Source organism: Pandoraea commovens (assembly GCF_024704525.1).
In the GTDB taxonomy this organism is placed as follows: Bacteria; Pseudomonadota; Gammaproteobacteria; order Burkholderiales; family Burkholderiaceae; genus Pandoraea; species Pandoraea commovens.
Genome location: NZ_CP102780.1, coordinates 2,932,594 through 2,952,749 on the forward strand (window position 1 = coordinate 2,932,594; position 20,156 = coordinate 2,952,749).

General features: G+C 58.1%; 29 protein-coding genes and 1 pseudogene. 23 read left to right on the plus strand and 7 right to left on the minus strand.

Annotated features, from left to right (window positions below; genetic code table 11):
• Window positions 1–193: 193 nt before the first annotated feature.
• From NTU39_RS13430 to NTU39_RS13480, 10 genes and pseudogenes are all read left to right on the plus strand, one after another.
• A complete protein-coding gene (locus NTU39_RS13430) occupies window positions 194–286 on the plus strand; it encodes a cold-shock protein (protein ID WP_107338540.1) in 93 nt (30 codons plus the stop codon).
• A gap of 51 nt (window positions 287–337) precedes the next feature.
• Window positions 338–577, plus strand: coding sequence for a hypothetical protein (locus tag NTU39_RS13435; RefSeq protein ID WP_107338539.1), 240 nt, complete (start codon window positions 338–340; stop codon window positions 575–577).
• A gap of 305 nt (window positions 578–882) precedes the next feature.
• Window positions 883–1,686: a transglutaminase-like domain-containing protein gene (locus tag NTU39_RS13440; RefSeq protein ID WP_150669391.1), complete on the plus strand. Its 804-nt coding sequence runs from the start codon at window positions 883–885 to the stop codon at window positions 1,684–1,686.
• A 760-nt stretch (window positions 1,687–2,446) separates the two neighbouring features.
• Complete coding sequence (locus NTU39_RS13445; RefSeq protein WP_107338538.1) at window positions 2,447–2,650, plus strand: cold-shock protein; 204 nt, start codon at window positions 2,447–2,449, stop codon at window positions 2,648–2,650.
• Between the two features lie 193 nt (window positions 2,651–2,843).
• Window positions 2,844–3,074 (plus strand): hypothetical protein, encoded by a 231-nt coding sequence (locus tag NTU39_RS13450; RefSeq protein ID WP_107338537.1) that lies wholly within the window; start codon window positions 2,844–2,846, stop codon window positions 3,072–3,074.
• A 511-nt stretch (window positions 3,075–3,585) separates the two neighbouring features.
• Window positions 3,586–3,798: a cold-shock protein gene (locus tag NTU39_RS13455; RefSeq protein WP_107338536.1), complete on the plus strand. Its 213-nt coding sequence runs from the start codon at window positions 3,586–3,588 to the stop codon at window positions 3,796–3,798.
• A gap of 608 nt (window positions 3,799–4,406) precedes the next feature.
• On the plus strand, window positions 4,407–4,604 hold the full coding sequence (locus NTU39_RS13460; RefSeq protein ID WP_107338534.1) for a hypothetical protein: 198 nt from the start codon (window positions 4,407–4,409) through the stop codon (window positions 4,602–4,604).
• Window positions 4,605–4,804: 200 nt separating this feature from the next.
• Entirely contained in the window at window positions 4,805–5,137 is a 333-nt protein-coding gene (locus NTU39_RS13465) for a hypothetical protein (protein ID WP_150669392.1), read from the plus strand.
• A gap of 524 nt (window positions 5,138–5,661) precedes the next feature.
• Window positions 5,662–6,000 carry a rhodanese-like domain-containing protein gene (locus NTU39_RS13470; RefSeq protein WP_107338532.1) on the plus strand — a complete coding sequence of 113 codons (339 nt, stop codon included), beginning with the start codon at window positions 5,662–5,664 and terminating at the stop codon, window positions 5,998–6,000.
• A gap of 253 nt (window positions 6,001–6,253) precedes the next feature.
• Window positions 6,254–6,435: pseudogene (locus NTU39_RS13480) on the plus strand (integrase); the annotation flags it as partial.
• 881 nt (window positions 6,436–7,316) lie between these two features.
• On the opposite strand, the gene NTU39_RS13485 reads toward NTU39_RS13480, so the two are convergent.
• Window positions 7,317–7,847, minus strand: coding sequence for a hypothetical protein (locus NTU39_RS13485; RefSeq protein WP_257960005.1), 531 nt, complete (start codon window positions 7,845–7,847; stop codon window positions 7,317–7,319).
• A 164-nt stretch (window positions 7,848–8,011) separates the two neighbouring features.
• On the opposite strand from NTU39_RS13485, the gene NTU39_RS13490 reads away from it, so the two are divergent.
• Together NTU39_RS13490 and NTU39_RS13495 are read left to right on the plus strand one after the other, a co-directional pair.
• Window positions 8,012–8,968, plus strand: coding sequence for an MBL fold metallo-hydrolase (locus NTU39_RS13490; protein ID WP_246183946.1), 957 nt, complete (start codon window positions 8,012–8,014; stop codon window positions 8,966–8,968).
• A complete protein-coding gene (locus NTU39_RS13495; protein WP_107337584.1) occupies window positions 8,958–9,251 on the plus strand; it encodes a DUF1488 family protein in 294 nt (97 codons plus the stop codon). The genes NTU39_RS13490 and NTU39_RS13495 overlap by 11 nt, the downstream gene beginning before the upstream one ends.
• Window positions 9,252–9,585: 334 nt before the next feature.
• On the opposite strand, the gene NTU39_RS13500 is transcribed toward NTU39_RS13495, so the two are convergent.
• Window positions 9,586–9,780, minus strand: coding sequence for a YqaE/Pmp3 family membrane protein (locus NTU39_RS13500; protein WP_150662596.1), 195 nt, complete (start codon window positions 9,778–9,780; stop codon window positions 9,586–9,588).
• A 241-nt stretch (window positions 9,781–10,021) separates the two neighbouring features.
• Between NTU39_RS13500 and NTU39_RS13505 the strand changes: the two genes are divergently transcribed.
• Together NTU39_RS13505 and NTU39_RS13510 are read left to right on the plus strand one after the other, a co-directional pair.
• On the plus strand, window positions 10,022–10,600 hold the full coding sequence (locus NTU39_RS13505) for a TetR/AcrR family transcriptional regulator (RefSeq protein WP_150662597.1): 579 nt from the start codon (window positions 10,022–10,024) through the stop codon (window positions 10,598–10,600).
• Window positions 10,601–10,623: 23 nt separating this feature from the next.
• Window positions 10,624–11,103, plus strand: coding sequence for a nuclear transport factor 2 family protein (locus NTU39_RS13510; protein ID WP_150662598.1), 480 nt, complete (start codon window positions 10,624–10,626; stop codon window positions 11,101–11,103).
• 79 nt (window positions 11,104–11,182) lie between these two features.
• Here NTU39_RS13510 and NTU39_RS13515 read toward each other — a convergent pair whose 3' ends face one another.
• Window positions 11,183–11,722 carry a cytochrome b gene (locus NTU39_RS13515; protein ID WP_150662599.1) on the minus strand — a complete coding sequence of 180 codons (540 nt, stop codon included), beginning with the start codon at window positions 11,720–11,722 and terminating at the stop codon, window positions 11,183–11,185.
• Window positions 11,723–11,931: 209 nt separating this feature from the next.
• On the opposite strand from NTU39_RS13515, the gene NTU39_RS13520 reads away from it, so the two are divergent.
• Window positions 11,932–12,450: an aspartate carbamoyltransferase gene (locus NTU39_RS13520; protein ID WP_257960007.1), complete on the plus strand. Its 519-nt coding sequence runs from the start codon at window positions 11,932–11,934 to the stop codon at window positions 12,448–12,450.
• 149 nt (window positions 12,451–12,599) lie between these two features.
• On the opposite strand, the gene NTU39_RS13525 is transcribed toward NTU39_RS13520, so the two are convergent.
• Window positions 12,600–12,974: an ElaB/YgaM/YqjD family protein gene (locus NTU39_RS13525; protein WP_257960008.1), complete on the minus strand. Its 375-nt coding sequence runs from the start codon at window positions 12,972–12,974 to the stop codon at window positions 12,600–12,602.
• Between the two features lie 219 nt (window positions 12,975–13,193).
• Here NTU39_RS13525 and NTU39_RS13530 point away from each other — a divergent pair, with 219 nt between their 5' ends.
• Both NTU39_RS13530 and NTU39_RS13535 read left to right on the plus strand, forming a co-directional pair.
• Window positions 13,194–13,421 carry a hypothetical protein gene (locus tag NTU39_RS13530; protein WP_174984181.1) on the plus strand — a complete coding sequence of 76 codons (228 nt, stop codon included), beginning with the start codon at window positions 13,194–13,196 and terminating at the stop codon, window positions 13,419–13,421.
• A gap of 136 nt (window positions 13,422–13,557) precedes the next feature.
• The gene (locus NTU39_RS13535) at window positions 13,558–14,451 is read left to right on the plus strand and encodes a sulfurtransferase (RefSeq protein ID WP_150662603.1); all 894 of its coding nucleotides are present in this window, start codon (window positions 13,558–13,560) and stop codon (window positions 14,449–14,451) included.
• Between the two features lie 11 nt (window positions 14,452–14,462).
• Here the strand turns inward: NTU39_RS13535 and NTU39_RS13540 are convergent, their stop codons facing one another.
• Window positions 14,463–14,900, minus strand: a complete 438-nt coding sequence (locus NTU39_RS13540) for a hypothetical protein (RefSeq protein ID WP_257960009.1) — start codon at window positions 14,898–14,900, stop codon at window positions 14,463–14,465.
• A 337-nt stretch (window positions 14,901–15,237) separates the two neighbouring features.
• On the opposite strand from NTU39_RS13540, the gene NTU39_RS13545 reads away from it, so the two are divergent.
• The 6 genes from NTU39_RS13545 to NTU39_RS13570 all read left to right on the plus strand — a co-directional run bounded on the left by NTU39_RS13545 (window position 15,238) and on the right by NTU39_RS13570 (window position 18,892).
• Window positions 15,238–16,188, plus strand: a complete 951-nt coding sequence (locus tag NTU39_RS13545) for a universal stress protein (protein ID WP_150662605.1) — start codon at window positions 15,238–15,240, stop codon at window positions 16,186–16,188.
• A gap of 139 nt (window positions 16,189–16,327) precedes the next feature.
• A complete protein-coding gene (locus tag NTU39_RS13550) occupies window positions 16,328–16,984 on the plus strand; it encodes a BON domain-containing protein (RefSeq protein ID WP_150663435.1) in 657 nt (218 codons plus the stop codon).
• A 47-nt stretch (window positions 16,985–17,031) separates the two neighbouring features.
• A complete protein-coding gene (locus tag NTU39_RS13555) occupies window positions 17,032–17,505 on the plus strand; it encodes a carboxypeptidase-like regulatory domain-containing protein (RefSeq protein ID WP_150662606.1) in 474 nt (157 codons plus the stop codon).
• 126 nt (window positions 17,506–17,631) lie between these two features.
• Window positions 17,632–17,985, plus strand: coding sequence for a hypothetical protein (locus NTU39_RS13560; protein ID WP_150662607.1), 354 nt, complete (start codon window positions 17,632–17,634; stop codon window positions 17,983–17,985).
• 18 nt (window positions 17,986–18,003) lie between these two features.
• Window positions 18,004–18,555: a rhomboid family intramembrane serine protease gene (locus NTU39_RS13565; protein WP_373275383.1), complete on the plus strand. Its 552-nt coding sequence runs from the start codon at window positions 18,004–18,006 to the stop codon at window positions 18,553–18,555.
• Entirely contained in the window at window positions 18,485–18,892 is a 408-nt protein-coding gene (locus NTU39_RS13570; protein WP_373275384.1) for a universal stress protein, read from the plus strand. Before NTU39_RS13565 ends, NTU39_RS13570 begins: the two co-directional genes overlap by 71 nt.
• A 2-nt stretch (window positions 18,893–18,894) precedes the next feature.
• Here NTU39_RS13570 and NTU39_RS13575 read toward each other — a convergent pair whose 3' ends face one another.
• Both NTU39_RS13575 and NTU39_RS13580 read right to left on the minus strand, forming a co-directional pair.
• Entirely contained in the window at window positions 18,895–19,548 is a 654-nt protein-coding gene (locus tag NTU39_RS13575; RefSeq protein WP_257960011.1) for a nitroreductase family protein, read from the minus strand.
• 53 nt (window positions 19,549–19,601) lie between these two features.
• The gene (locus tag NTU39_RS13580) at window positions 19,602–20,108 is read right to left on the minus strand and encodes a BCAM0308 family protein (protein ID WP_308340666.1); all 507 of its coding nucleotides are present in this window, start codon (window positions 20,106–20,108) and stop codon (window positions 19,602–19,604) included.
• Window positions 20,109–20,156: the final 48 nt, after the last annotated feature.

The following is a 20,156-nucleotide window of genomic DNA, read 5'->3' on the forward strand; positions in this document are numbered from 1 at the left end:
CCGCTTGTTTGATTCTCAATAAAAGCGTATTAAATATTTATTTAATATCAAGTTTGGCTTTTTCGATAGTGCGTCGGTCCCCCGATCCATGCGAGACACTTCCGATCTCTGACCTTTTTGGTTGTGTATTTATCAACGCCTCCCTACCTTGTAATTATCGATGGTAAAGCGTTGTATATTCGAGAGGTGATTTATGAGTGCCGGTATCGTCAAGTGGTTCAATGAAAGCAGGGGTTTTGGCTTAATAACACCGGATGATGGAGGCGCAGATCAACAAGTAGCCTAAGCCGTCCAATGCTGACTCGTGTTAGGGTCCAACGATGAAAGGGAGGTTTTCATGCACCGAACGATCGCGTACCGCGGCTTCGAGATTCAGGTCGAACTGATTCCGGCTGCTGATGAGGACACTTTTGATGTGACCTTTCAGATAACGGGCACTACAAATCTCGAAGTGCTAGGCGCTCGGGGAGGCCGCATCCCGTTGCGCAACGGCCCTTTTACTGAGCGATGGGCCTATTTGGTAGCCGAAATCGCCGGTCAAGCTGCAATCGACGTGTTACTCGGTCCCGGCAACTGATTCCATGTTTTTTCCCCGACGCAATGCGCTCCGTGACGCACAAGGGGACGCCCCCGGCCGGTTATGCGGTACGGTTAAAGAGTTGACGACACCCGTCTACGGCATTGGGCTCTGGTCAGCCCCAAGATCAAACTAGCAGGTAAGCGTTCGCCCCAGCGTTCCGCTCAGGAACAACAGCACGCGATTATTTTTTATATGCGAGGATGAGCCCACTGGGGAAACATCTCTTGGTGCCGTGTCCAGCAATGCGCCTTTGGAATGCCACGCTCGATGTCACCCGCAATCAGCCGAATCGGGGAGGATCCATGAAACTTCGCGTCGGATACGAACTGTCGTACGAGTGCCCACAGCCTACGCCGATGATGCTGATGTTGAACACGCATTTTTCGCATGCAAAGGATATTGCCATAGCGGATCTGCTCGTTACCGATCCGCCGGTGCCAATACGGCAGTACCGCGATTTGTTCGGCAATCTGTGCAGTCGAATCGTCGCGCCTGTCGGGCGTGTGAAATTGAGCACGAGAGCGCTGCTGAATGTGCCAAGTGCCATGGAAACGCGGCCCATCGAGGGGAGGGGCCATCCCGTTGAGCAGTTGCCCGACGACACGCTGATTTTTCTATTAGGCAGCCGTTATTGCGAAACCGATCTGTTGGTCGAAGTCGCGTGGCAGCTTTTCGGCCAGTGCACGCCGGGTCGCGAGACTGCCCTAGCAATCTGCGACTTCGTGCACCGGCATATCGAATTTGATTACGGGCATGCGCGGCCGACCAAAACGGCGTGGGACGCGTACCGTGAACGCAAAGGCGTCTGCCGAGATTTCGCTCATCTGGGCGTCACCCTATGCCGGGCGATGAATATTCCGGCGCGCTACTGCACCGGCTATATCAGCGATGTGGGCTTGCCGCCCGTCGCGGCACCGATGGATTTCGCGGGGTGGTTCGAAGCCTATGTGGGCGGTAGCTGGCAGACCTTCGATCCGAGAAACAACGCGCCGCGCATTGGGCGTGTTTTGATGGCATACGGACGTGATGCTGCCGATGTCGCAGTTAGCAATGCATTCGGGCCCGCCGTCCTAACGCACTTCAAGGTGCACTGCGACCGGGAATGACCGAGCCACAGTCCGCCAACGCCGAGTCGGCGCGGAAATGTACGGATAGGACGCGTTCGCGTTGCAATGTCGTCGTTCGAGTCGAGCGATGCATTGCAGAATTGCTTAGCGTTCGTGGCACGACGGCGTAAGGTTAGCCAACGCATGAGGTCTCTTCCAGCGGCCGCGTTGGAGAAGGTTGAATGTCAGTTGTGGGTCGCAAGCCGTCAGTCGGCACGACGAATTTCCGTTTAGGCGCACACCTGCATGGGGTGCATGTGTTAGGAGGTTCCAAACTTCTCTCTCCGAGCAGAATATTAGGCGATTGCCTAATATCTATGCCGACGGCGCCGACTCACACACCGGCCTTTGGTGCGGGTGACGCATTCATTGTGTGAGCATCAGGCTGCGTCACGAACGACCGCGCTTCGTCGAGCGAACAAGAATCCCAATCACTCGCTACAATCGTCTGAGCCGGTGACGATCGCCGATCGTTTTTCGCTCCACAGTCTTCGGAAGCGCATCGTTAGCGAGTGATGCCCCTGCAAATAAATGCAGCCGATTATTCTTTATCGCAATTTGACCGAAAGCGTCCTCGCCTCACGAAATACCTTGACAGTGCCGAACCCTCAACGTACTGTGTCCGAAGAAACATTCAAGAAGCTCGATTGCTGATCATCATTTTTCTGCGTTTTCTGCGCGGTACTCGCTGTCCTCTCTCCCTCCTTGAAGTTTTTCTCGCTCCGCAACGGAGTTAATTCGATTATTTCAAGGATTCATCATGGAAACCGGTACCGTTAAGTGGTTCAACGATAGCAAGGGCTTCGGCTTCATTACGCCAGATGCTGGCGGCGACGATCTGTTCGCCCACTTCTCCGAAGTGCGAGGCGAAGGCTTCAAGTCGCTCGCAGAGAATCAAAAGGTTAGCTACGAGACCAAGCGCGGCCCCAAGGGCCTGCAGGCATCGAATATCACCCCGCAGTAACGTCGTTCAAGGGCCGGTCAACCGGCCCTTCGCTTGTATAGCATCCGAGCGGAGCCATTGCGCTCCCGACTTGATCGCACCATTTCGAGGTGTGCATCATTTGTCTTTCCGACACGATCTGTCTCGCTCCCACTTTCGAAGTTTCCGACTTGTATGGCCCGAATGCCATGCAACGGTCACTCGCTTTCCATTTATGAAAAATAATAACCATAACCACCATTACAACGGGTATCTGGTCTCCCCCTCCGCGTACCTGCTTCCGGACGGCTGGTTTGCGGCCAACCTCCTGCTCGAGCGGGGCGATGCCGCCCATGCGGCGCCCGCCGCATACACATTCCATGCACTGGACTATTTCGACACCGAACTGCAAGCGCTGGGGCACGCGAGCGCATGGGCACGCGACTGGATCGACAATCGCGGTTGATCTGAGTAGCACCCGGTCACATCGCAAGACGTGTGCTCGTTGATCGGCTGGTTTCTTCGTCAGTCAGATAATGGCGCCAGCACGCTTTCTTAGGGAACAGCGCGATCACATCGCAGGGTCAGGCTTTCCTCCGGTCCGTTGACAAAAACTCGTGTTAATCCGGCGCGCCACGGAGGAGATATCCCCGATGTCGCCTCACGCAATTGATGTACCTGCCCCAAAAACGGATGTCGCCCAGGAAAGGAATGTACGCCGCTCAAAATGCGGGGCAACTTGAGAAGTCGGCGAAATACTAAGGCAGGGCAGGCTGGGTAACACTTACACAATATGCATTGAGTCCTGGATGCAATGCGCGTATAACAAATATATCGAACATCAAGTCTGACGTTTATCGATCAAGCGTCGATCTCATTGCGAGACACTTCCGATCTCTGAATTTCTTGGTTGTCCGCCACTTGCGCCGAGTCACGCGTTCCGCGAGGACTATTCGCAGGGAGAACCTGGGGTTCACATGAGCACCGGAATTGTAAAGTGGTTCAACGGCAGCAAGGGCTTTGGTTTCATCACCCCGGATGATGGCGGGGATGACTTGTTCGCCCACTTCTCAGAAATTCAACCTCAAGGGCGCACGGAGTTTCGCACCCTGCAAGAGAACCAGCACGTTTCCTTCGACGTCACGCGCGGCCCGAAAGGCTTGCAGGCATCCAACATCAAGCCCGCGTAGCTTCTTCCCTATATCGCTCGCTAGCATCGCCGTATCAACGCCGCGATGCGGCAGTGCTCGTCATGTCGGAGGAAATATGTCGCACACATCACCCTCATACAGAGGCTTCAGTTTGGAAACTCTGGTGTTTTTAGACCCGGACGCGACCCAAGCAAGCCGTAAGCACGAAAGATTGCTGGCTGTATCCGTGCGCATTACCCCGAGTACGTCTATCGGTTCAGTTCTGCCGTCAGAGTCGCGAGTGTTTCGCCTTGAGACGGTCCTGTTCGATTCAATTGGCAATGCGCGGCGCGCTGGCGACGAGTTCGGCCGCACATTGATAGACGGGTTTATCAACGAGGCTTCGCTGGAGGCATAACCCCATGGGCGCATCTCCTAACTGGTTCTTGTATTCCGGCTACGTGCCAGCTGACGCGGCACGGCTCCTTTCTTTCGGATCGATCGCCCGTGCGATTTGTTTGAACAATCGGACTGACGCGTCTGCGCATGCGCAGCACGGTCCCATCGCTAAGTGGCTACGTCGGCGAGCCGCTGAACGCAAATTCCCCAACTGAGCGGCTCTATCGAAGCGCAGCGCACAGGGTCATAAAACTTTTACAGGAGCGAATATGCTCGCCCTTTCAGCACAAGCCATCACTGCGGCGCTTCAACGCATTGCGGAAAAAAACCCGAAGCAACCATCAGATGCGGTTATCAATGCGTTGCTCGCACGCGAGTTGATACATCGGGTCGGCAAGCACTTTGAGCCGACGCAATTTGGCCGCGCCTACTTCCGCCACGCATACACCATTCGCCCTGCGTGGTAATAAAACATAAGTCATTTTAATAGTATCGGCTCAACAAAACTTTTCGTTGGCACTCGCGCCATCTTCTTGCCGGGCATGGACCTTTCACTTTCTTGCTCGGCCCGATTTAGTGTGGTTTCGCCGCCCACATCTGACGTTATTCCTGCCCCGGCAAAGATGCATCAGTGCATATGCTAGGCATGTGCCATAAGGAGTTGATCATGAAAATGGAGCGAATACTACTGCACGTCTATGGCGAACGCCAGGACGCGGCGTGGACACTCACTTGCCTCGATTTGTCGTTTTCCTCGAGCGCCACAGACCTGGTTAAGGCCAAGGAATACGTCAGAGCCAACGCGTACGAGTATCTACAGGGAAAAGTGATTGGGGAGAATATTCAGTTCCCGGCGGTCGTCGTTAGTGCGAATGTCATTTCTCAACGAAAAATGAAGTATTGGTTGGCGCGCCTCTGGCAAAACGTCGACGGGCGTACGCGCGGCCACATCTACGATGAGGTCGTGGGACTAGATGAGGGACATCCCGCATTCTCTTAATTGCTGCGAGCCCCCGTGGGCGAAACTCGACAAGTATTACCTCGCTTGTCGAAAATTCTTACGGGTGCGAACAACGTCGACCCTTCGGAGCATTGATCGTGTGGACTTTTTCGGCCAATGTCTAAGGAGGGGAAACCTGATGAGAAGCGTATCCTGGTTCTTTGCGGCAGTTACTGTCGCTGTCATCTTGCTGGTTTATTGGGCAACCAGATAAGAGGAGCGCGATTAATTGCTGAACACGCTCGTGCTTTTCCTAAAGAGTCGAGTAAGTGATACTCCGCTTTCTGAGCGGCGACAATCGACGGGCACGAGGCGACCTGTCGCAAACTCCTGCCGCACCTCCCCGACGACCCATATAAAAAGATATTTAAACAGAGCGTTTCTGTCATTTCGATCACTCTCGTTATCTTTTTGTGCCAGCGCATCGTAGATTCGTCCGCAGGCGAGTCCTGCTACGTGCGCGGCGTCAGTGTATCTAGCAAGCTTTCCCGCAGCTTGGTCAGTCCGAATGGGCAAAGCCTGTCATCCCCGTCGCCGAGAGCACCGCGGCACTCGCCGTCTTTCGCGCGTCGCTGCAATTTGAAACCGATCGCTCCGATGTTGTCTGTGCACTGGATAGCAGATCGCCTGGCTTCGTGTTGCTCGACGTTCGAAGTCCGGCGCTGTTTAAATGCAGCCACATTCCTGGCGCCGTGAACTTGATGCACGGCAAGATCATCGCGTCGAAGCTCGCCGATTATTCGCACGACACGCCCTTCGTCACCTACCGCGCGGGACCGCACTGCAATGGCGCAACGCGAGGTGCCATTCGGCTGACTCAATTGGGACGGCCAGAGAAGCTGATGATCGACAGTATTAACTGATGGTTCGACGAAGGTTTCGACCTTGCAGTGAGCGGACTTGAGTGCTCGATCCGAGTGCGCCTTGATGAGGGGCTTGCACTCAAAGATCTACATAGCACGCTCGGCGAAGCACGGCGATGACTCACATCGCGATCGCTGAATCACAGAACGGCAGCCCTGTTGCCTGGCTGGCAAAGGTCACCGACGAGCAATATCAGGCTGGTGCCACCGTGCTGGAGAATTGAGGAGCTGGAATGATGGAGGCTCGTACTCTCGGAAGCTCGCGACGTTCAATCTCGCGATTGATAGCAAGCCTCAGGCGTGCGACCTCACGCGGTTGCGTGTCCAGGATGTCCGTCGCGGACGTAAGCGGCGTCGAGGGCAACAGTCATGCAGCAGAAGACACAGCGGCCAGTGCATGAAATCACAGAACAGCCCCCGGAAAGCCTCGAAGCGTGAATCAAAGCCCGGGGACTGAAGACGGCGAGACGTGGTCAACCAGATCACCCAACCCGCCACGACAAAAAGAAGCCCAAGGCATTGCGAGGGCTGAAATCCGGTCGCCAGGGGCATTTCGGCTAACGGTCATCTCAAGCTACGCCCCTTTTTGATTGCCATGACTAAGGAATACCCGTGCGGCTAGATATCAAAGACCACTTTGCTAACTGAGGATCGTCCGTCTCGCTTGGTTGACGACAGTCCCAGTAAAGTCAAGCGCCGTGTTTGAGACGACAGCGTCGCTGTTGATACCCTGCGCCTCTACATAGCCGCTATTCGTAAAGGTGATCCGTTGAACCGTTGAGTCCGTTCTGTTGTTGAACTTTAGGGCGCGGGATCGCATTGCGCCGATCTGGCTTGCTGCGGCTTGACGCACGTCAACGCGAGGCGTCGGCAGACGTCGTGAATCGTGGTCACGCGGCTATAAATAGGCAGACAGTGGCGATACGACGTCACGGCCAACCGTTGGGTGAACAGGAAGACACCCATCTCAGGAGCGATCAAATGAGCCTACGGAAAATCTGCGTTCACGTGGACGACACCGCGACGGGGGCGGCGCGGCTGCGCTTTAGCGCCGAGTTGGAGCGACAACACTAGGCCCGTCTCTCGGGCATCTATTTGCCTCACCGTCCCGGGGCGGTTCACTCAGGACAGCTTCAGTCGTCGGGCGAGCATTTTCAAACCGAGTCGCATTCGCGCACGGCACTCCAGGCGGCTGAGCATCTCTTCGCCCAGTTGTGTGCCGAGAGAGACATCGCTGGCGATTGGCACACACCCTACGGTGCGGCACCGGCGATCCTGGCGAATGCCGCACGTGCGACGGACCTTTGCATCGTCGGTCAACCGGATGCGCCGGGCAGTGTTGCCGCATTGGGTCTCGATGGACTCAGCGACGTCATCCGGTGGGCTGGCGTGCCTGTCATGGGCCTTCCGCATAGCGCCCATTCGACGTATGCTGCAGCAGAGAGTCTGCGCGGGCGCTTCGAACGGTTTTCGATGGTGAGTACGGAGAGCTTGACAGGATCGTGCCAACTCACGAATTGCACGAGTTCGGTCTTGATGCCATACACGGCATGTTCGAAACGACTGTATCCAAAACCGTGAGAGGCAATATAGCGAGTGTTCTCCAGACGGATTGGAGATGCGGTCGGGCTCCAGAGATGCCCGGTTTCGTCGTCGCGCAAAAAGAACGCCTCACTGCACGGATCGACGACCGGATCGTTCGACCATGGCGTCAGTTGATTGGCTTGGCTATTGGTCGACCAGGTATAGCCACCCCCTGACTCCGAGACCTGGAAACCAAATTCCGGATTGGCGATGATGTTCAGCCATGGCGCAGGTGTGCGCTGGCCCGGACCGAGTACCGTCACGTACTCGCGCCCCTGCTCGGCAAGCCGACTTCCTGAACCGTCACGGCAAGTCGAAACACCACCCTGCACTGCCGCTTTTCACGACGGACGACGCCCGGCGAGCGATTGAGCGATTGACTCCGAGGGCGTTCGACACCCCGCTTGAGGTCTGCCCGGAAGTTCAGGTGACCTTCTGGCATGCGGGGCACATCCTTGGGGCCGCGATGGCACAGGTGGATGCCAACGGGAGGAGGATTCTCTTCCCGGGCGATCTTGGACGCACCGACGATCCAATCATGCCCGCACCGGCCAATCCAGAAACGCCGGATTTCCTCGTCCTTGAGTCTACATACGGGGATCGGCTGCACGACCGCACCGATCCCGGGGCTCAGTTGGCAGAGATCCTGCACCGGACGTTTGCGCGCGGGGGCAGCGTGATCGTCCCCGCGTTTGCCGTTGGACGGGTGCAAAGCCTGCTTTACTGGATTGCCCGGCTTAAATCGGTCGGAGAGATGCCCGATGTGCCCGTCAATCTCGACAGTCCAATGGCGATCAACGTGACGAAAACCTACTCGTCACATCTTGCCGACCAGCGGTTGAGTGCCTCGGAGTGCGAGCAAATGTGCAGCGCGGCCACGTTCGTCACGAGCGTCGATCAGTCCAAATGGCTGGACACGCGCGCGATGCCTTCCATCATCATCGCGGGAAGTGGCACGGCCACGGGCGGACGTGTCCTGCACCATCTCAAGGCGATGAGCGGCAATTGGCGAAACACGGTGCTCTTCACCGGGTTTCAGGCGCCGGGTACGCGTGGCTCGACGATGGTGAATGGCGGGAGCGAAGTCAAAATATTTGGTGATTACGTTCACGTCAACGCGGAGGTTGTTCAACTCGACACGCTATCTGCTCACGCAGACTATGGCGAAACTTTGAACTGGCTTTCGAAGTTTCACAAACCGGTGGGCGGCATCTTTCTGAATCATGGCGAGCCTGCTGCCGCCGACAGTTTGCGCAGGCGCATTGCCGATCGCTTTGGATGGCCCTGTCAGGTGGTAGAGCCGATGCAAAGCGTTTGCCTGGATGACAGCATCGTCGCTCCGACTGGCGATTCCTATGGCGAGGGCGAACACCGTGAAGATTGAATTCCCGCACGTCGCGCCCGCGTATAACGCAGACGACATGACGATCGAATTTGCCGCGGACTGTGAGCGTAAGCGAATTGTGTGTGCGATCTCAGCGGAAGCGCTGGAAGATCATTTCGAGGCAAAGTCGTGCCATGTCGATGATTTGGTGGTTGCCTTCAAAACGCATAGGGCTTCCATCGAAAAGACCGCTGAACGCTATCTGCTCCTGTGTCATGGCGCCCCGGTTCTGCTGCGTAGTGGGCACTTTCGGTGGACGTCGGCACACCAGCCTGGCGAATAGAATCTCGGTGGACCGAAAGACTCCGCGTCAGAGCGTTGGCCGTCAGTCAAGCTTGACTGCGGCAACAGAATTGGCCCCTTATTCTGTCCACGTTAGGACGTGCAACAGTTTTGCACCTATATTTTGTCTCGTCGCAGAAAAGTACCTAAATTATGTCCAAGTCCATGGACAGAAATTAGGGTGCCGACGTCGCGGGTAAAGCGCTAAGTATTTGATTTGTAGGATGCAGCGATTTCTCTGTGAGTATCCTAAATTGCGTCCGCCAACTCTTATTGCGAAGTCGTCCAAGGAAACAAACGCATCGGCACCACACGCGTGCGTCTTTTCCCGTCGCTCAGCCGCGACCCGAGAGCGCTCGCTCGATCTTCTTGTCCGTCTTGTACTGGCTCAACGCGTACACCGACCAGATAGCAGCCGGAATCCATCCGATCACCGTGAGTTGAAGCAGCAAACAGATGATCCCTGCAAACGGTCGTCCGATCGTAAAAAATTGCAGCCAGGGAAGAATCAAAGCAAGCAGCAAACGCATGTCCATCCTCGTTAAGGAATTCGCCGGCGTCCGGTCGGCACGGTCATGGTGGGTAAACCTTTCATCTAAGATCGAAACGATCCGGTTCTCCCCCCACCTCATAAGCCATCAGCATAAACGCAATTTCTTAACGTCTTCGCATATCTCCATTCCGAGACAGTCGATGCGCCCTTTGAAATCACTTTGACTTTGGAGAATGATCGTTCTACACTGCGGAGAACGATCATTCTCGCGTTTCCTAATGGCCTCCTCTTCTCAACCCGCGGATCTCTCTGCACCTCAACTCGCGCTGCTCGACACCACCGAGCGACTGGTCTACGCAGGGGGTATTCACGCCACTGGCGTCGATGCCATCGTCAGGGAGTCGGGCGTCGTCCGCAAAACGCTTTACCGTCACTATCCGACGAAGGAAGCGTTGGTGGAAGCTGCGCTCCTGCGTCGCGACGAGCGTTGGATGCAATGGTTCGTCGCGTCGACATCCCAAACCAACGATCCCGTCGAGCGCCTGCAATCGTGCTTCGACGCCCTTCGTACGTGGTTTGCCTCCGACGGCTTTCACGGTTGCGCGTTCCTGAACGCAGCGGGCGAGATTGGCGACCCGGCCAGCGGCATACGGTCGGTATCGAAACTGCATAAACAACGGCTTCTCGACTACCTGAGTGAACTCACTACCGCGAGCGGATTGCCTCAGCCGGATGCGCTCGCCGGAGAGTTGTTGATCCTGATTGACGGCGCGATTTCGGTCGCGCTCGTTTTCGGCGGAACCGAAGCCGCCGACACTGCCGCGCGTGTAGCGCGTCGACTTCTTGCCGTGTCTTAACCTAACCCGTGAGGTAATCCAACGTGTCATCCACCAACGAAAGCCGTCCGCCGCTTCCGCCGTTCACGCGTGAGACCGCGATTCAGAAAATCCGCCTTGCCGAGGACGGATGGAACAGCCGAGATGCTGCCAAGGTCGCCCTCGCGTACACCGTCGATACGAAATGGCGCAACCGCGCCGAATTCGTGAACAACCGTGCCGAAGCGCAGGCCTTCCTCGAGCGCAAGTGGGCCAAGGAACTCGACTATCGTCTGATCAAGGAACTGTGGGCATTTACCGATAACCGTATCGCAGTGCGCTACGCCTACGAATGGCGAGATGATTCCGGTAACTGGTTCCGCTCGTACGGTAACGAGAACTGGGAGTTCGGACCGGACGGGCTGATGGCGAATCGCTATTCCTGTATTAACGACCTGCCGATCAAGGAATCCGAACGCAAGTTCCACTGGCCGCTTGGGCGGCGGCCGGACGATCATCCGGGGCTGTCCGATCTCGGACTCTGATCGCATGTTCGACCCGCAACCGGGCACGCCGCACCAGCGGCGTCGCGCTCGGTTGGCGGCGCCCCGCAACAAGGCGCCGTTAAGTCCTCGAAAGAGGAAGCATCTTGTGCAACGTCCCGTCCCGAAGTACCCAGTGATGGTAAAGCGCAGCACAAACGTGCAGCGCTACTGCACCCAGCAGCACATAGGCCAGCAGCGAATGGACGTCACCCATTGCGTGACCGAACGATGACCCCTGCGCCGATAAAGCAGGCAAAGAAATCACGCCAAGGAGCTTGACCCCGTAACCTCGGGCCGACGCATTGATCCAGCCCAGCACCGGCACGATCACCAGAAGTGCGTAGAGCCCCTTGTGTGCAGTAGCGACGAACGCATGCACCAGCGACTTCTGCCTGCTTTCCGGCTTGATCCGGTAACGCGTCCATAGCATCCGTATTGCCGTAAGCCCGAGAATCGTCGCGCCTAACGAGAGATGCCACGCGACGAGACCGATGGCAGGTGTTTGCCTCGTGATATCCGGCATCGCCCAGGCGACACCAAATTGAACCGCTAAGAGCGCCGCAGTGAACCAGTGCAAATAGCGGGACGCCGTATCGTAGCGCGTGATGCTTTGTTTCATCTGAACCTCTTGTCCGTCAGTTAAGAGCTGCATTCGGCCCGCACTATCGCTCAATGTCGTGGCCCATTACGGCAAATTTTGACGCACGAAACTTAGCAAAGACTTAGCAAGTTCCCCATTCCACAGAATGGTGACCGGGCAGGCGCGTCCTATTGGACGTCGGCCGAAAAACGCCTAGCATGAAGGAAACATCTTGATCGAGGCCCCCAATGCGAGCCACTCCCCTCCTCCTTTCGGCCACCCTTTTCAGCCTGCTGGCGATCACTGCGCTTCCCGCAGCAATGGCCGCAGACGCAACCCGTCAAGCCGAAGTCGCAACGCGAGGCGCGCAGGTCATGCCCTTCGATCTCGCGGCTACCACACACGTCTTTACCAAGACGTCGTACGGCGGTGTCCAGCAAGTGACAGTCAGGAACCCGGCGGACACAAAACAGATTCGTCTGACCCGAACGCATCTCAAGGGCATCGCCGCACAGTTTCGTCGAGGAGACTTCTCTGGGCCGACCGACATTCACGGGGCGGCAATGCCGGGGCTGGCTGAACTGAAAAGCGCCAGATCCGGAGAGATCGACGTCAGCTATCAAGATATTCCTAGCGGTGGCGAGATTCGGTATTCGACGAAGAACGATCATTGGGTCGAGGCGCTACACCAGTGGTTCGATGCCCAGTTGTCCGATCACGGCGCGCATGCGATGGAGGGACACGTCCATCCCGGCATGGACCATTGACGGCGCGTGGTTGCGACGTCGTTACAATGGCGTCCGCCGACGACAATCAGGCAACGTTATGCGCAAATTCAGCTTCCTCTGCGTACTCCGGGCGCTTGACGCGCACCGTGTCATGCAGCGCGCAATTGATCGCTTCGCGCGCTAGCGCGTTACAAGTGGAGGTCGCCATTGTTTTCACGTGCCCGACGTCGCACGATCCTGGGCACCGCGATCGCTCCCGCTGCTGCCGCCACTGCTGCGACCGAGGCCGTCGCCGCGAGACTTTTCCATGGATGCGCGTGCACATAGTCATCGGTTGCTTTCGCCCATTCGGACATTGTTTGACGGCTTGCTTTGCGCAAATCGTCGAGATGCGCGCTCAGATTCTCCAGTCGCACGCCGAGTGCCGGATTGGCTGCTTCCACCTCCAGATTTGCTTCGTCGGCAAGGTCTTTCAAAAGCGCTTTGACGTCCGCGAGCAGCGCATCTGCATCGTTGATGAGGGTCTGTCGTTGATTCTGATGGTCCATCGAAATGTCGTTCATGTCCGACTCCTGTGAGTTTCGGCACGGCATTTGCCGCTGCTGGCCTGTCTGGCACCTTTTGGATAGTGGCACCGATTCGTCCGCCGACTTTGTCTCAGGTCAACGCCCAGGCACTTCGGGCGATGATGACGTAAATCAAGTTCCCCCCCACTTCTGTACAAACCCAAGCGTCGTTGTGACTATCGTGAAGCGGTAAAAAACATCAGAACGAGGCTGATCATGTCGCCATTCAATGCCGAGAGTCGCACGCCGGTGGAAGTCGAAATCAACGGTCGCCAGTACGTGGGGCACTATCGCGTCGTCAATGGATCGGTGATTGCGTACCTTGGCGATGATTGCCGTCTTGCCTCCTGCGATATCAACGGCCCCGAGGCCGTCGCGCGGTGGCTCATTTCCGACATGTCGCGAAAGAAGCAGAAAAAGGAACGAGCATCAAAATCCTGCTGAAGCGGGAGATTGTGTCGGGCCGTTCCAGACACGCTTGTCGCTTTTCACGGGGAAATAGATACGTGACGCCGGTACGCCAGAAGCGAACAGCGGCCGATGGCAGTGACCCCGGCGTTTGACTGTGCAGGAGCATGCCATGAACGATCGCGTTCTTATTTCGCCGATGGCGCTGGCCGCCATGCGGACAACGGCGCCCACCGTCGTCATCGACACCCGCGATGCCGCCAATTACGCCGAAGCCCACATTCCGGGCGCCGTCAATATCCACGAGATATTCACCTATCTGGCGACTTCGACGCCGGAAGGCCTGAGCGCACTGCGCGAGACCTTTGCGACCGCTTTCGGCAACGCGGGCTTGTCGGGCAAGGAGACGGCCGTCATTTATGAGCAATCCATGGAGACGGGGTTCGGACAATCTTGCCGGGGTTACGTGCTGCTTCGGTATCTCGGTTATCCGCGAGACAAGATCAAGGTCCTCCACGGTGGATTTTCCGCCTGGCGCGCGGCGGGTTTACCCAGCGCGACGGACGTTCCGCACCCGAAGCCTGTGGTCTTTCCGGTCACGACACGCGCCCGCGACATTCTCGTCGACCTCGCAGCGATGAAGACGGCGGTTGCCGACCGGCACATCGTCAAGCTCGACGTACGCGACGTGGACGAATGGATCGCGGAGAGTTCGTCGCCTTACGGACGCGATTTTTGCCCGCGCAAGGGGCGTATTCCAGGCTCCGTTTGGATCGAATGGTATCGAATGATGAAGCCGACTCCGACGGGAAAAATGTTCAAGAGCCCGAGCGAGATTCTGGCGGAGTGCGCAACGGTGGGCATCTCCCGGGAGACCCCAGTGATTGTCTTTTGCTTCAAAGGTGCGAGGGCGTCGAATACCTTCGTCGCGCTCGAGGAGGCGGGACTGAAGGACGTTCGTCTGTACTTTGGCTCGTGGAACGAGTGGTCGCGGGATCCTGCACTCCCCATCGAGGAAGGCCTCCCGTACAAGGTGTCGGCGGCGTCACCTCCCATCCGGGGGTGACGCCGCGCGCCTCACCGTGCCGGTCGGATGCAGCCGGAGTGCCGGTTCACGTCGTAGCGTTGCACGAGCACATTCTTTTCGGCCGTTACGACCTCGACAGTAACCGTATCGGCGTCCCGTTCAGCCACCTTGCCAACCTTCAGACGCGGGTTGCCCGATCGTTTGAGCCACTGTTCCATATTGCTGCGCACCTGATCGACGCTCAGATTGAGCTTCTCGCGCTGCGGGATGCGGTCCGGATCGGCACACGGACCGCATCCTCCAGGCCCATCCATCATGCCCTGTCCCATCATTCGGCCGGCATACCCGTCGCGCATCATGCCGGGACCGTATCCCTGCGCACACCCCCAGTTTCCGTCCGTCGGTTGTGCGCCTACGGCCCCTGCCAGCATGGCAAATACTGCAGAAATTAAAACGCAAATGCGCCCGTGCCTCATCTCGCTTCGCATGGTGTTTATCTCCTCAACGTTACAGGCCCGGACTGGCGATGCCGTTGCACGCCCCTTCCCGGGAGTCCGTCTTAACGCTAGTTCCCGGGACGGCGCGTGGATTGAGGCATATCAACAAGGCGAGTCGGCGTCGTCGTACCGCATGCTCGTCGCTGGTGCGTCGTCCGTTGCGGCATGCTCGACGGTTGACCTCAATCAACCTGCGAGGACTCGTTTCGTCCATGCTGAAGTCAGTGGCCGGATCGCGGGACGGTGACGTTCGTGAGCGCGCTTCATGCGCCGCTTTCAGCCTTGATCGTTCGCCCTGGCACAACCTACTTCGTAACGGCGGTGAACAATGAATGGACCGACTTCCCCGAAATCACCCCTGCACTTGCCCGCCCGCGTGTACGTCGCCATCGACCCGTATGGCGCGTCGGAACATGCCGTTGCCGTTGCGAGACGGGTTATCGCGACCTCGGGCGCGGTTCGTCTCGTGAGTGTCGCGGAGAACCCACTCACACATGTGCCTGCAGGATCGCTCGTGGGCGACGCGCTGAATGCTGCGCGCGCAGAACTGTCGGAGAAGGCGCACGAAGCGGTTGTCGCCGCCAGCGGCGTTTTTGCTCAACGCGACGTGCATGTCGAAACGCAGACCATCGACCTGTCTCAGCACGGTGGCGATGTCGCGCATGCACTGGTCGAGGACGCGCGAGCGTGGCACGCGGAACTGATCGTGCTTGGTGCGCGCCAGCACCATGGTTTGGTGCGCTGGATCGAGGGCGCCGTTTCGGAACCGCTGGCGCGACTTGCCGAGTGCCCAGTCCTCGTCGTCCCCGAAAACTGTTCGGATAAGGCTGGCCATTCGCTCAATCGCTTGCTTTTCGCCGTGGACGGCAGCGATCAGGCTGCGCAGGCAATGCGCTTTGGCCTGCGGTTTGCCACGAGCACCACACATGCCCGCGCAATCTATGTGGTGGATTGTGCGGTGCGCCTGAGCGATCTTGCTCCTATCGATATTCTCGAAAACGCATTCGTGGAAGAAGGGACTCGCGCGCTTGAGGCGGCGAAGTCGAGGCTCGCAGGAACGGTAGCCAGACCTGGCACCGCTCTCATCAGAACAGACCGCACACGGGACGACGTTGCGCACGCGATCGTCCGGGAGGCAGAGCGCTGGCATGCCGACCTGATCGTGATGGGTACGCATGGGCGACGCGGCATCGTCCGCTGGATGCTTGGCACAGTCGCCGGACGCGTTGCGCAGATTGCCCGGACACCTGTTCTGCTCGTACGTGCGCCACACGTGTGACGCCTCCGACATCGCTCCCTACGACACGATCATTGACGAGCGTCAATCCCGCCGAGCCCCGATGGATTAGCTTGAATCGTGGGGAGGTGGTGTCACCGATGTGGGTCGCGCCACCTCCGGTCAAAACCAGGAGGTTGGGATGAAAGGCGATCTTCAATTGAAGAAGGACGTGGAGCAGGAACTGGAATGGGATCCTGCCATCAACGCAGCGGACATCGGTGTAGAAGTCCACGACGGTATCGTCACGCTGTCGGGCCATCTGCGAAGCTACGCAGAAAAACTCGCGACAAAGCGGGCGACGCAGCGTGTCGAAGGCGTGCGGGCCGTGGTCGTCGAATTGGTGGTAGCGGTACCCAACGAACACCGACGCACCGACGCGGACATCGCGAGCGCCGCGCGCACCGTATTGCTTTGGAGCGCAGGCCTGTCCGAGCGTGCCGTACAGGTCACGGTCGAAAAAGGGTGCGTCACGCTCACAGGGGAAGTCGACTGGGGCTATCAGATGCTGGCGGCGGAAAAGGTCGTCGCGCACCTTCGCGGTGTCAACACTGTCTTCAACGATATCCGCATCAAGCGCCGTACGGCACCGACCGACATCACAAGCAAAATCGAATCGGCGCTCAGGCGGCACGCCGAAGAAGATGCACGACACATCTCCGTTCAGGTCGCCGACGGCACCGTCACCTTGTGCGGGAATGTCAGCTCTTTGGACGAGAAGACGATGGCGTGTAACGCTGCATGGTCCGCCCCCGGCGTGCGACACGTGATCGACAAATTGTCCGTTGGCCGCCCATAGGCGCGGCTTCAGCCGGTTGCATCGTCACGCTTCCAAGGAGAATTGCGATGATCAGATTTGTTGCCCTCATGTTTTTGCTGTCCTGGCTTCCGGGCTTATGGATGGCAGACAATGCCGTATCGGCCCCCATCGCGACACAAGAGAAATCGTCGGATGTCACCTATATCACCGGCGGTATCGGTGAGGACGAAGTCAGACAATTCCGCGAGGCGGCCGCCGGGTACAACCTACGGATGACGTTCGCAACGACCTCCGGCAGCTATCTGTCGGATGTGGATGTCATGATCTCCGATGCCGCTGGGCACTCGATACTCACCGTGAGAACCGAAGGCCCGTTCCTGTTCGTCAAATTGCCACCTGGGCGTTACGGCGTTGCGGCCCAAGTGCCGCAAATGACCGAGCACCGCAACGTTCGTGTTCCCACCCGGGGGAGCGTGGAATTGAATTTCCATTGGGATATCCCTGACTATCTCGGTGATTTGCACCTTTGCGCGAACTGCCCGAAGCCGTTGAAACGCTGATGGCAGGCGAAGCATGTCGTTTTGATGTGGGTCATGGCGAGGGGCGTACGCGGGATCTATACATGTCAGATAACCCAAGGCGCAATGCATTTCGTTGCAAGGCGCACAACACCTTCCGGAGATTCCATGTCGTCCATTCAGCAGCGATACAAAGGTTTCGAGATTGAAGCGCAGGCCAAACTCGTCGGCCCGGGCGGTTATACCGTTCCAAGCACGGAGCGCCGCTATATGCCCGTCGCCGTATTGCGTGGTATCGGCGTCGAGGGCGGCAACGCTCAGAGCCAGCACCGCGATGCTGTCGTGTCGGAAGGCGTCGTCATACACATCCGGCTGAGCAAGCGCTTGGATACCGATCCCTTTCGAGCGATTCAGGTCGCTGTTGCCTATGCGCGTGGCGTGATCGATGCGATGCCTGCGACTGAATTCGACATGGCATTCATGGCACCAGTCCCCATCCCGATGCCCCGCGTGCTTCATTGATGGACGTGAAGAAATGCCATGACCCAACTCATCATCCTGATCAATGTCGTGGCATTTTTGCTCCAGCTGGCCGTGGGTGATCCCGCCATCGATGCGCTTGGGCTTTGGCCATTGAGGGCCGCCTCGTCGAGTATTGCGCATGCCCCCGGCGCCCCATACGCAGTAGCTCCATTTCACGTGTGGCAGCTCCTGACTTACAGCCTGCTTCACTCGGGATGGGTCCATCTCGCGTTCAACATGTGGGGGCTTTATTGGAATCGCCGAGTTGGCCCTGGGCGTTTCCGGGACGCTCAACGGCGTTGCGCACTTTGCTCACGTGGGGGGAATGCTGGGAAGTGCGCTGTTGATGCTGTACTGGCGGCAATACAACCGAGAGCAGCGCGCCCGCGGGTGAAGTCGCCCGCACGACGCGGCTTATACCCTCTTCTGCAACTGAGGTGTCATCGTGCTAAAGAAGATTCTGGTGTCGGTCGATGGGAGTCATGCGTCGCGTCTGGCCATGTTGGAGGCTATCGAAATCGCGCAGCTCAGTCATGCGGAAATCAAGGCCATCTTTATCGTCGACGATAGCGATACGCTGATGGATAACGTGTATATCGATCGTGCGGGCCTGTTGCGGAGCATGACGGCGTATGGTCAGGACGTCCTGGACACATGTCGTCAGCTGTGCGATTCCGCAGGGGTGCCTTGCGTGACGGAGATCGTCGGAAAGCCCGTGATGAAAGGCCGCATTGCGCAGACCATTCTTGCTCAGGCCGCCGGCTGGCATGCGGACCTAATCGCGCTGGGGACTCACGGACGCCGAGGTCTGGCGCGGCTGGTCGTGGGCAGTGTCGCCCAGGGCGTCGTGAGCGCCAGCACAAAGCCGGTATTGCTCATGCGTAGCGGCGAGGAAGATCAGGTCTGAGCTCAGACAGTCGCGCCCGCGTGCCCGATCGTCTGGGCGAGCACCGGGATTTCGCTTTCATTCAGCGACATGGCGCCAGCGAGCAGACGCGGGTTCAGCCAGCCCCTGACGACACAAGCCAGCCCGACAGCCGCGCAGTACAGCGAGACGTTCTGCGAAATCGCACCGATCGCCACACCAGCGAACGTGTCGCGTTGCTCGGCAGGAAACTGATCTGCACGGAAATGGTTGACGACGTAGACGAGGTCCAACGGGGCGTCCCCGACGAAGTCCTGATACCCGGTCAGATTTCGGGCATCCACCGCACGCTTGAGCCGTAGCTCGTGCGACATGGGGTCGTACCGGTAGACCCCTTCCGGCAACGCTGCATAAATGTCGATTTCATGCACGCCACGAGCAGAGGGTGCCGTGCGTCCACCGGTATCCGCGCGATTGATCCCATTGGCGGCCCACAAGAGGTCGCCGAGTTGCTGTGGCGAAAGCGAAGCCTGCGAGAATTCGCGTGTCGTTCTGCGCCGTGCCAGCGCGACCATCAGAGATGCCCCATCGCCAAGGTCCGGTGAGGGAAGATCGATGATGTCCGGGGATCCGGTCACCGAAGTCGGTACAGTCGGGGCGGGGACGATTTCGTAGGGAAAGCGATGAAGGTCGTTCATGATCTGAATCCGTCGATGGATGGCGTCCGGGTGCGCGCGCGGGCGCCTGAAATTTACGGACGATGCCAACGCACACGTAACTCGGACTGGCCGTGACCATAGTCGAAATGGAGCTTGCCTCCGTAGGCACGGTGAATCGCCGTGGCGATATCACGCGCGGCATGCACGCCGGTCGTGGTAATGGCGGTCCCCGATTCATCCGACGCGATCTTCATCACACGCTCCATGGCATGCTCACGCTGCAATCGTTGCGCCCGATGCGCGACAAGGCCGAGAATTTCGGCACGGTGCGTCACCTCGAAATCGCCTTCGAGCATGAGGCGTGCGGCAGGAACGCCATCAGCGATACGATGGCATGCGGAACATGTCAGCGACGTCGTCCCCGGTGGTATGGCACGCCATTGCCAACGCCCCCGCATATAGACGGCGTGACAGCCGGGGCAAACCGCCAGGGCGGGCGCCGCGTCGGGTTGCTGGTAGCTGTCCGGGAGATTCGCTTCGGGAAAATGGTCCCAAGTCACAGGTCGAACCGTGGTCGAACGGGCTCTGAATTTCATCATGCAACTCCTGAAAATACCGGCCGTGGGGCGCGCTGTGGGCCCACGTCC

Coding starts and splice junctions, on each gene's coding strand:
- NTU39_RS13430 (WP_107338540.1), top strand. CDS start 194: ATGAGTGCCGGTATCGTCAAGTGGTTCAATGAAAGCAGGGGTTTTGGC.
- NTU39_RS13450 (WP_107338537.1), top strand. CDS start 2,844: ATGAAAAATAATAACCATAACCACCATTACAACGGGTATCTGGTCTCC.
- NTU39_RS13535 (WP_150662603.1), top strand. CDS start 13,558: ATGAACGATCGCGTTCTTATTTCGCCGATGGCGCTGGCCGCCATGCGG.
- NTU39_RS13435 (WP_107338539.1), top strand. CDS start 338: ATGCACCGAACGATCGCGTACCGCGGCTTCGAGATTCAGGTCGAACTG.
- NTU39_RS13500 (WP_150662596.1), bottom strand. CDS start 9,780: ATGCGTTTGCTGCTTGCTTTGATTCTTCCCTGGCTGCAATTTTTTACG.
- NTU39_RS13560 (WP_150662607.1), top strand. CDS start 17,632: ATGTCGTCCATTCAGCAGCGATACAAAGGTTTCGAGATTGAAGCGCAG.
- NTU39_RS13505 (WP_150662597.1), top strand. CDS start 10,022: ATGGCCTCCTCTTCTCAACCCGCGGATCTCTCTGCACCTCAACTCGCG.
- NTU39_RS13555 (WP_150662606.1), top strand. CDS start 17,032: ATGATCAGATTTGTTGCCCTCATGTTTTTGCTGTCCTGGCTTCCGGGC.
- NTU39_RS13550 (WP_150663435.1), top strand. CDS start 16,328: ATGAAAGGCGATCTTCAATTGAAGAAGGACGTGGAGCAGGAACTGGAA.
- NTU39_RS13460 (WP_107338534.1), top strand. CDS start 4,407: ATGCTCGCCCTTTCAGCACAAGCCATCACTGCGGCGCTTCAACGCATT.
- NTU39_RS13570 (WP_373275384.1), top strand. CDS start 18,485: ATGTTGGAGGCTATCGAAATCGCGCAGCTCAGTCATGCGGAAATCAAG.
- NTU39_RS13525 (WP_257960008.1), bottom strand. CDS start 12,974: ATGAACGACATTTCGATGGACCATCAGAATCAACGACAGACCCTCATC.
- NTU39_RS13540 (WP_257960009.1), bottom strand. CDS start 14,900: ATGCGAAGCGAGATGAGGCACGGGCGCATTTGCGTTTTAATTTCTGCA.
- NTU39_RS13580 (WP_308340666.1), bottom strand. CDS start 20,108: ATGATGAAATTCAGAGCCCGTTCGACCACGGTTCGACCTGTGACTTGG.
- NTU39_RS13455 (WP_107338536.1), top strand. CDS start 3,586: ATGAGCACCGGAATTGTAAAGTGGTTCAACGGCAGCAAGGGCTTTGGT.
- NTU39_RS13545 (WP_150662605.1), top strand. CDS start 15,238: ATGAATGGACCGACTTCCCCGAAATCACCCCTGCACTTGCCCGCCCGC.
- NTU39_RS13575 (WP_257960011.1), bottom strand. CDS start 19,548: ATGAACGACCTTCATCGCTTTCCCTACGAAATCGTCCCCGCCCCGACT.
- NTU39_RS13465 (WP_150669392.1), top strand. CDS start 4,805: ATGAAAATGGAGCGAATACTACTGCACGTCTATGGCGAACGCCAGGAC.
- NTU39_RS13440 (WP_150669391.1), top strand. CDS start 883: ATGAAACTTCGCGTCGGATACGAACTGTCGTACGAGTGCCCACAGCCT.
- NTU39_RS13520 (WP_257960007.1), top strand. CDS start 11,932: ATGCGAGCCACTCCCCTCCTCCTTTCGGCCACCCTTTTCAGCCTGCTG.
- NTU39_RS13445 (WP_107338538.1), top strand. CDS start 2,447: ATGGAAACCGGTACCGTTAAGTGGTTCAACGATAGCAAGGGCTTCGGC.
- NTU39_RS13530 (WP_174984181.1), top strand. CDS start 13,194: ATGTCGCCATTCAATGCCGAGAGTCGCACGCCGGTGGAAGTCGAAATC.
- NTU39_RS13515 (WP_150662599.1), bottom strand. CDS start 11,722: ATGAAACAAAGCATCACGCGCTACGATACGGCGTCCCGCTATTTGCAC.
- NTU39_RS13565 (WP_373275383.1), top strand. CDS start 18,004: ATGACCCAACTCATCATCCTGATCAATGTCGTGGCATTTTTGCTCCAG.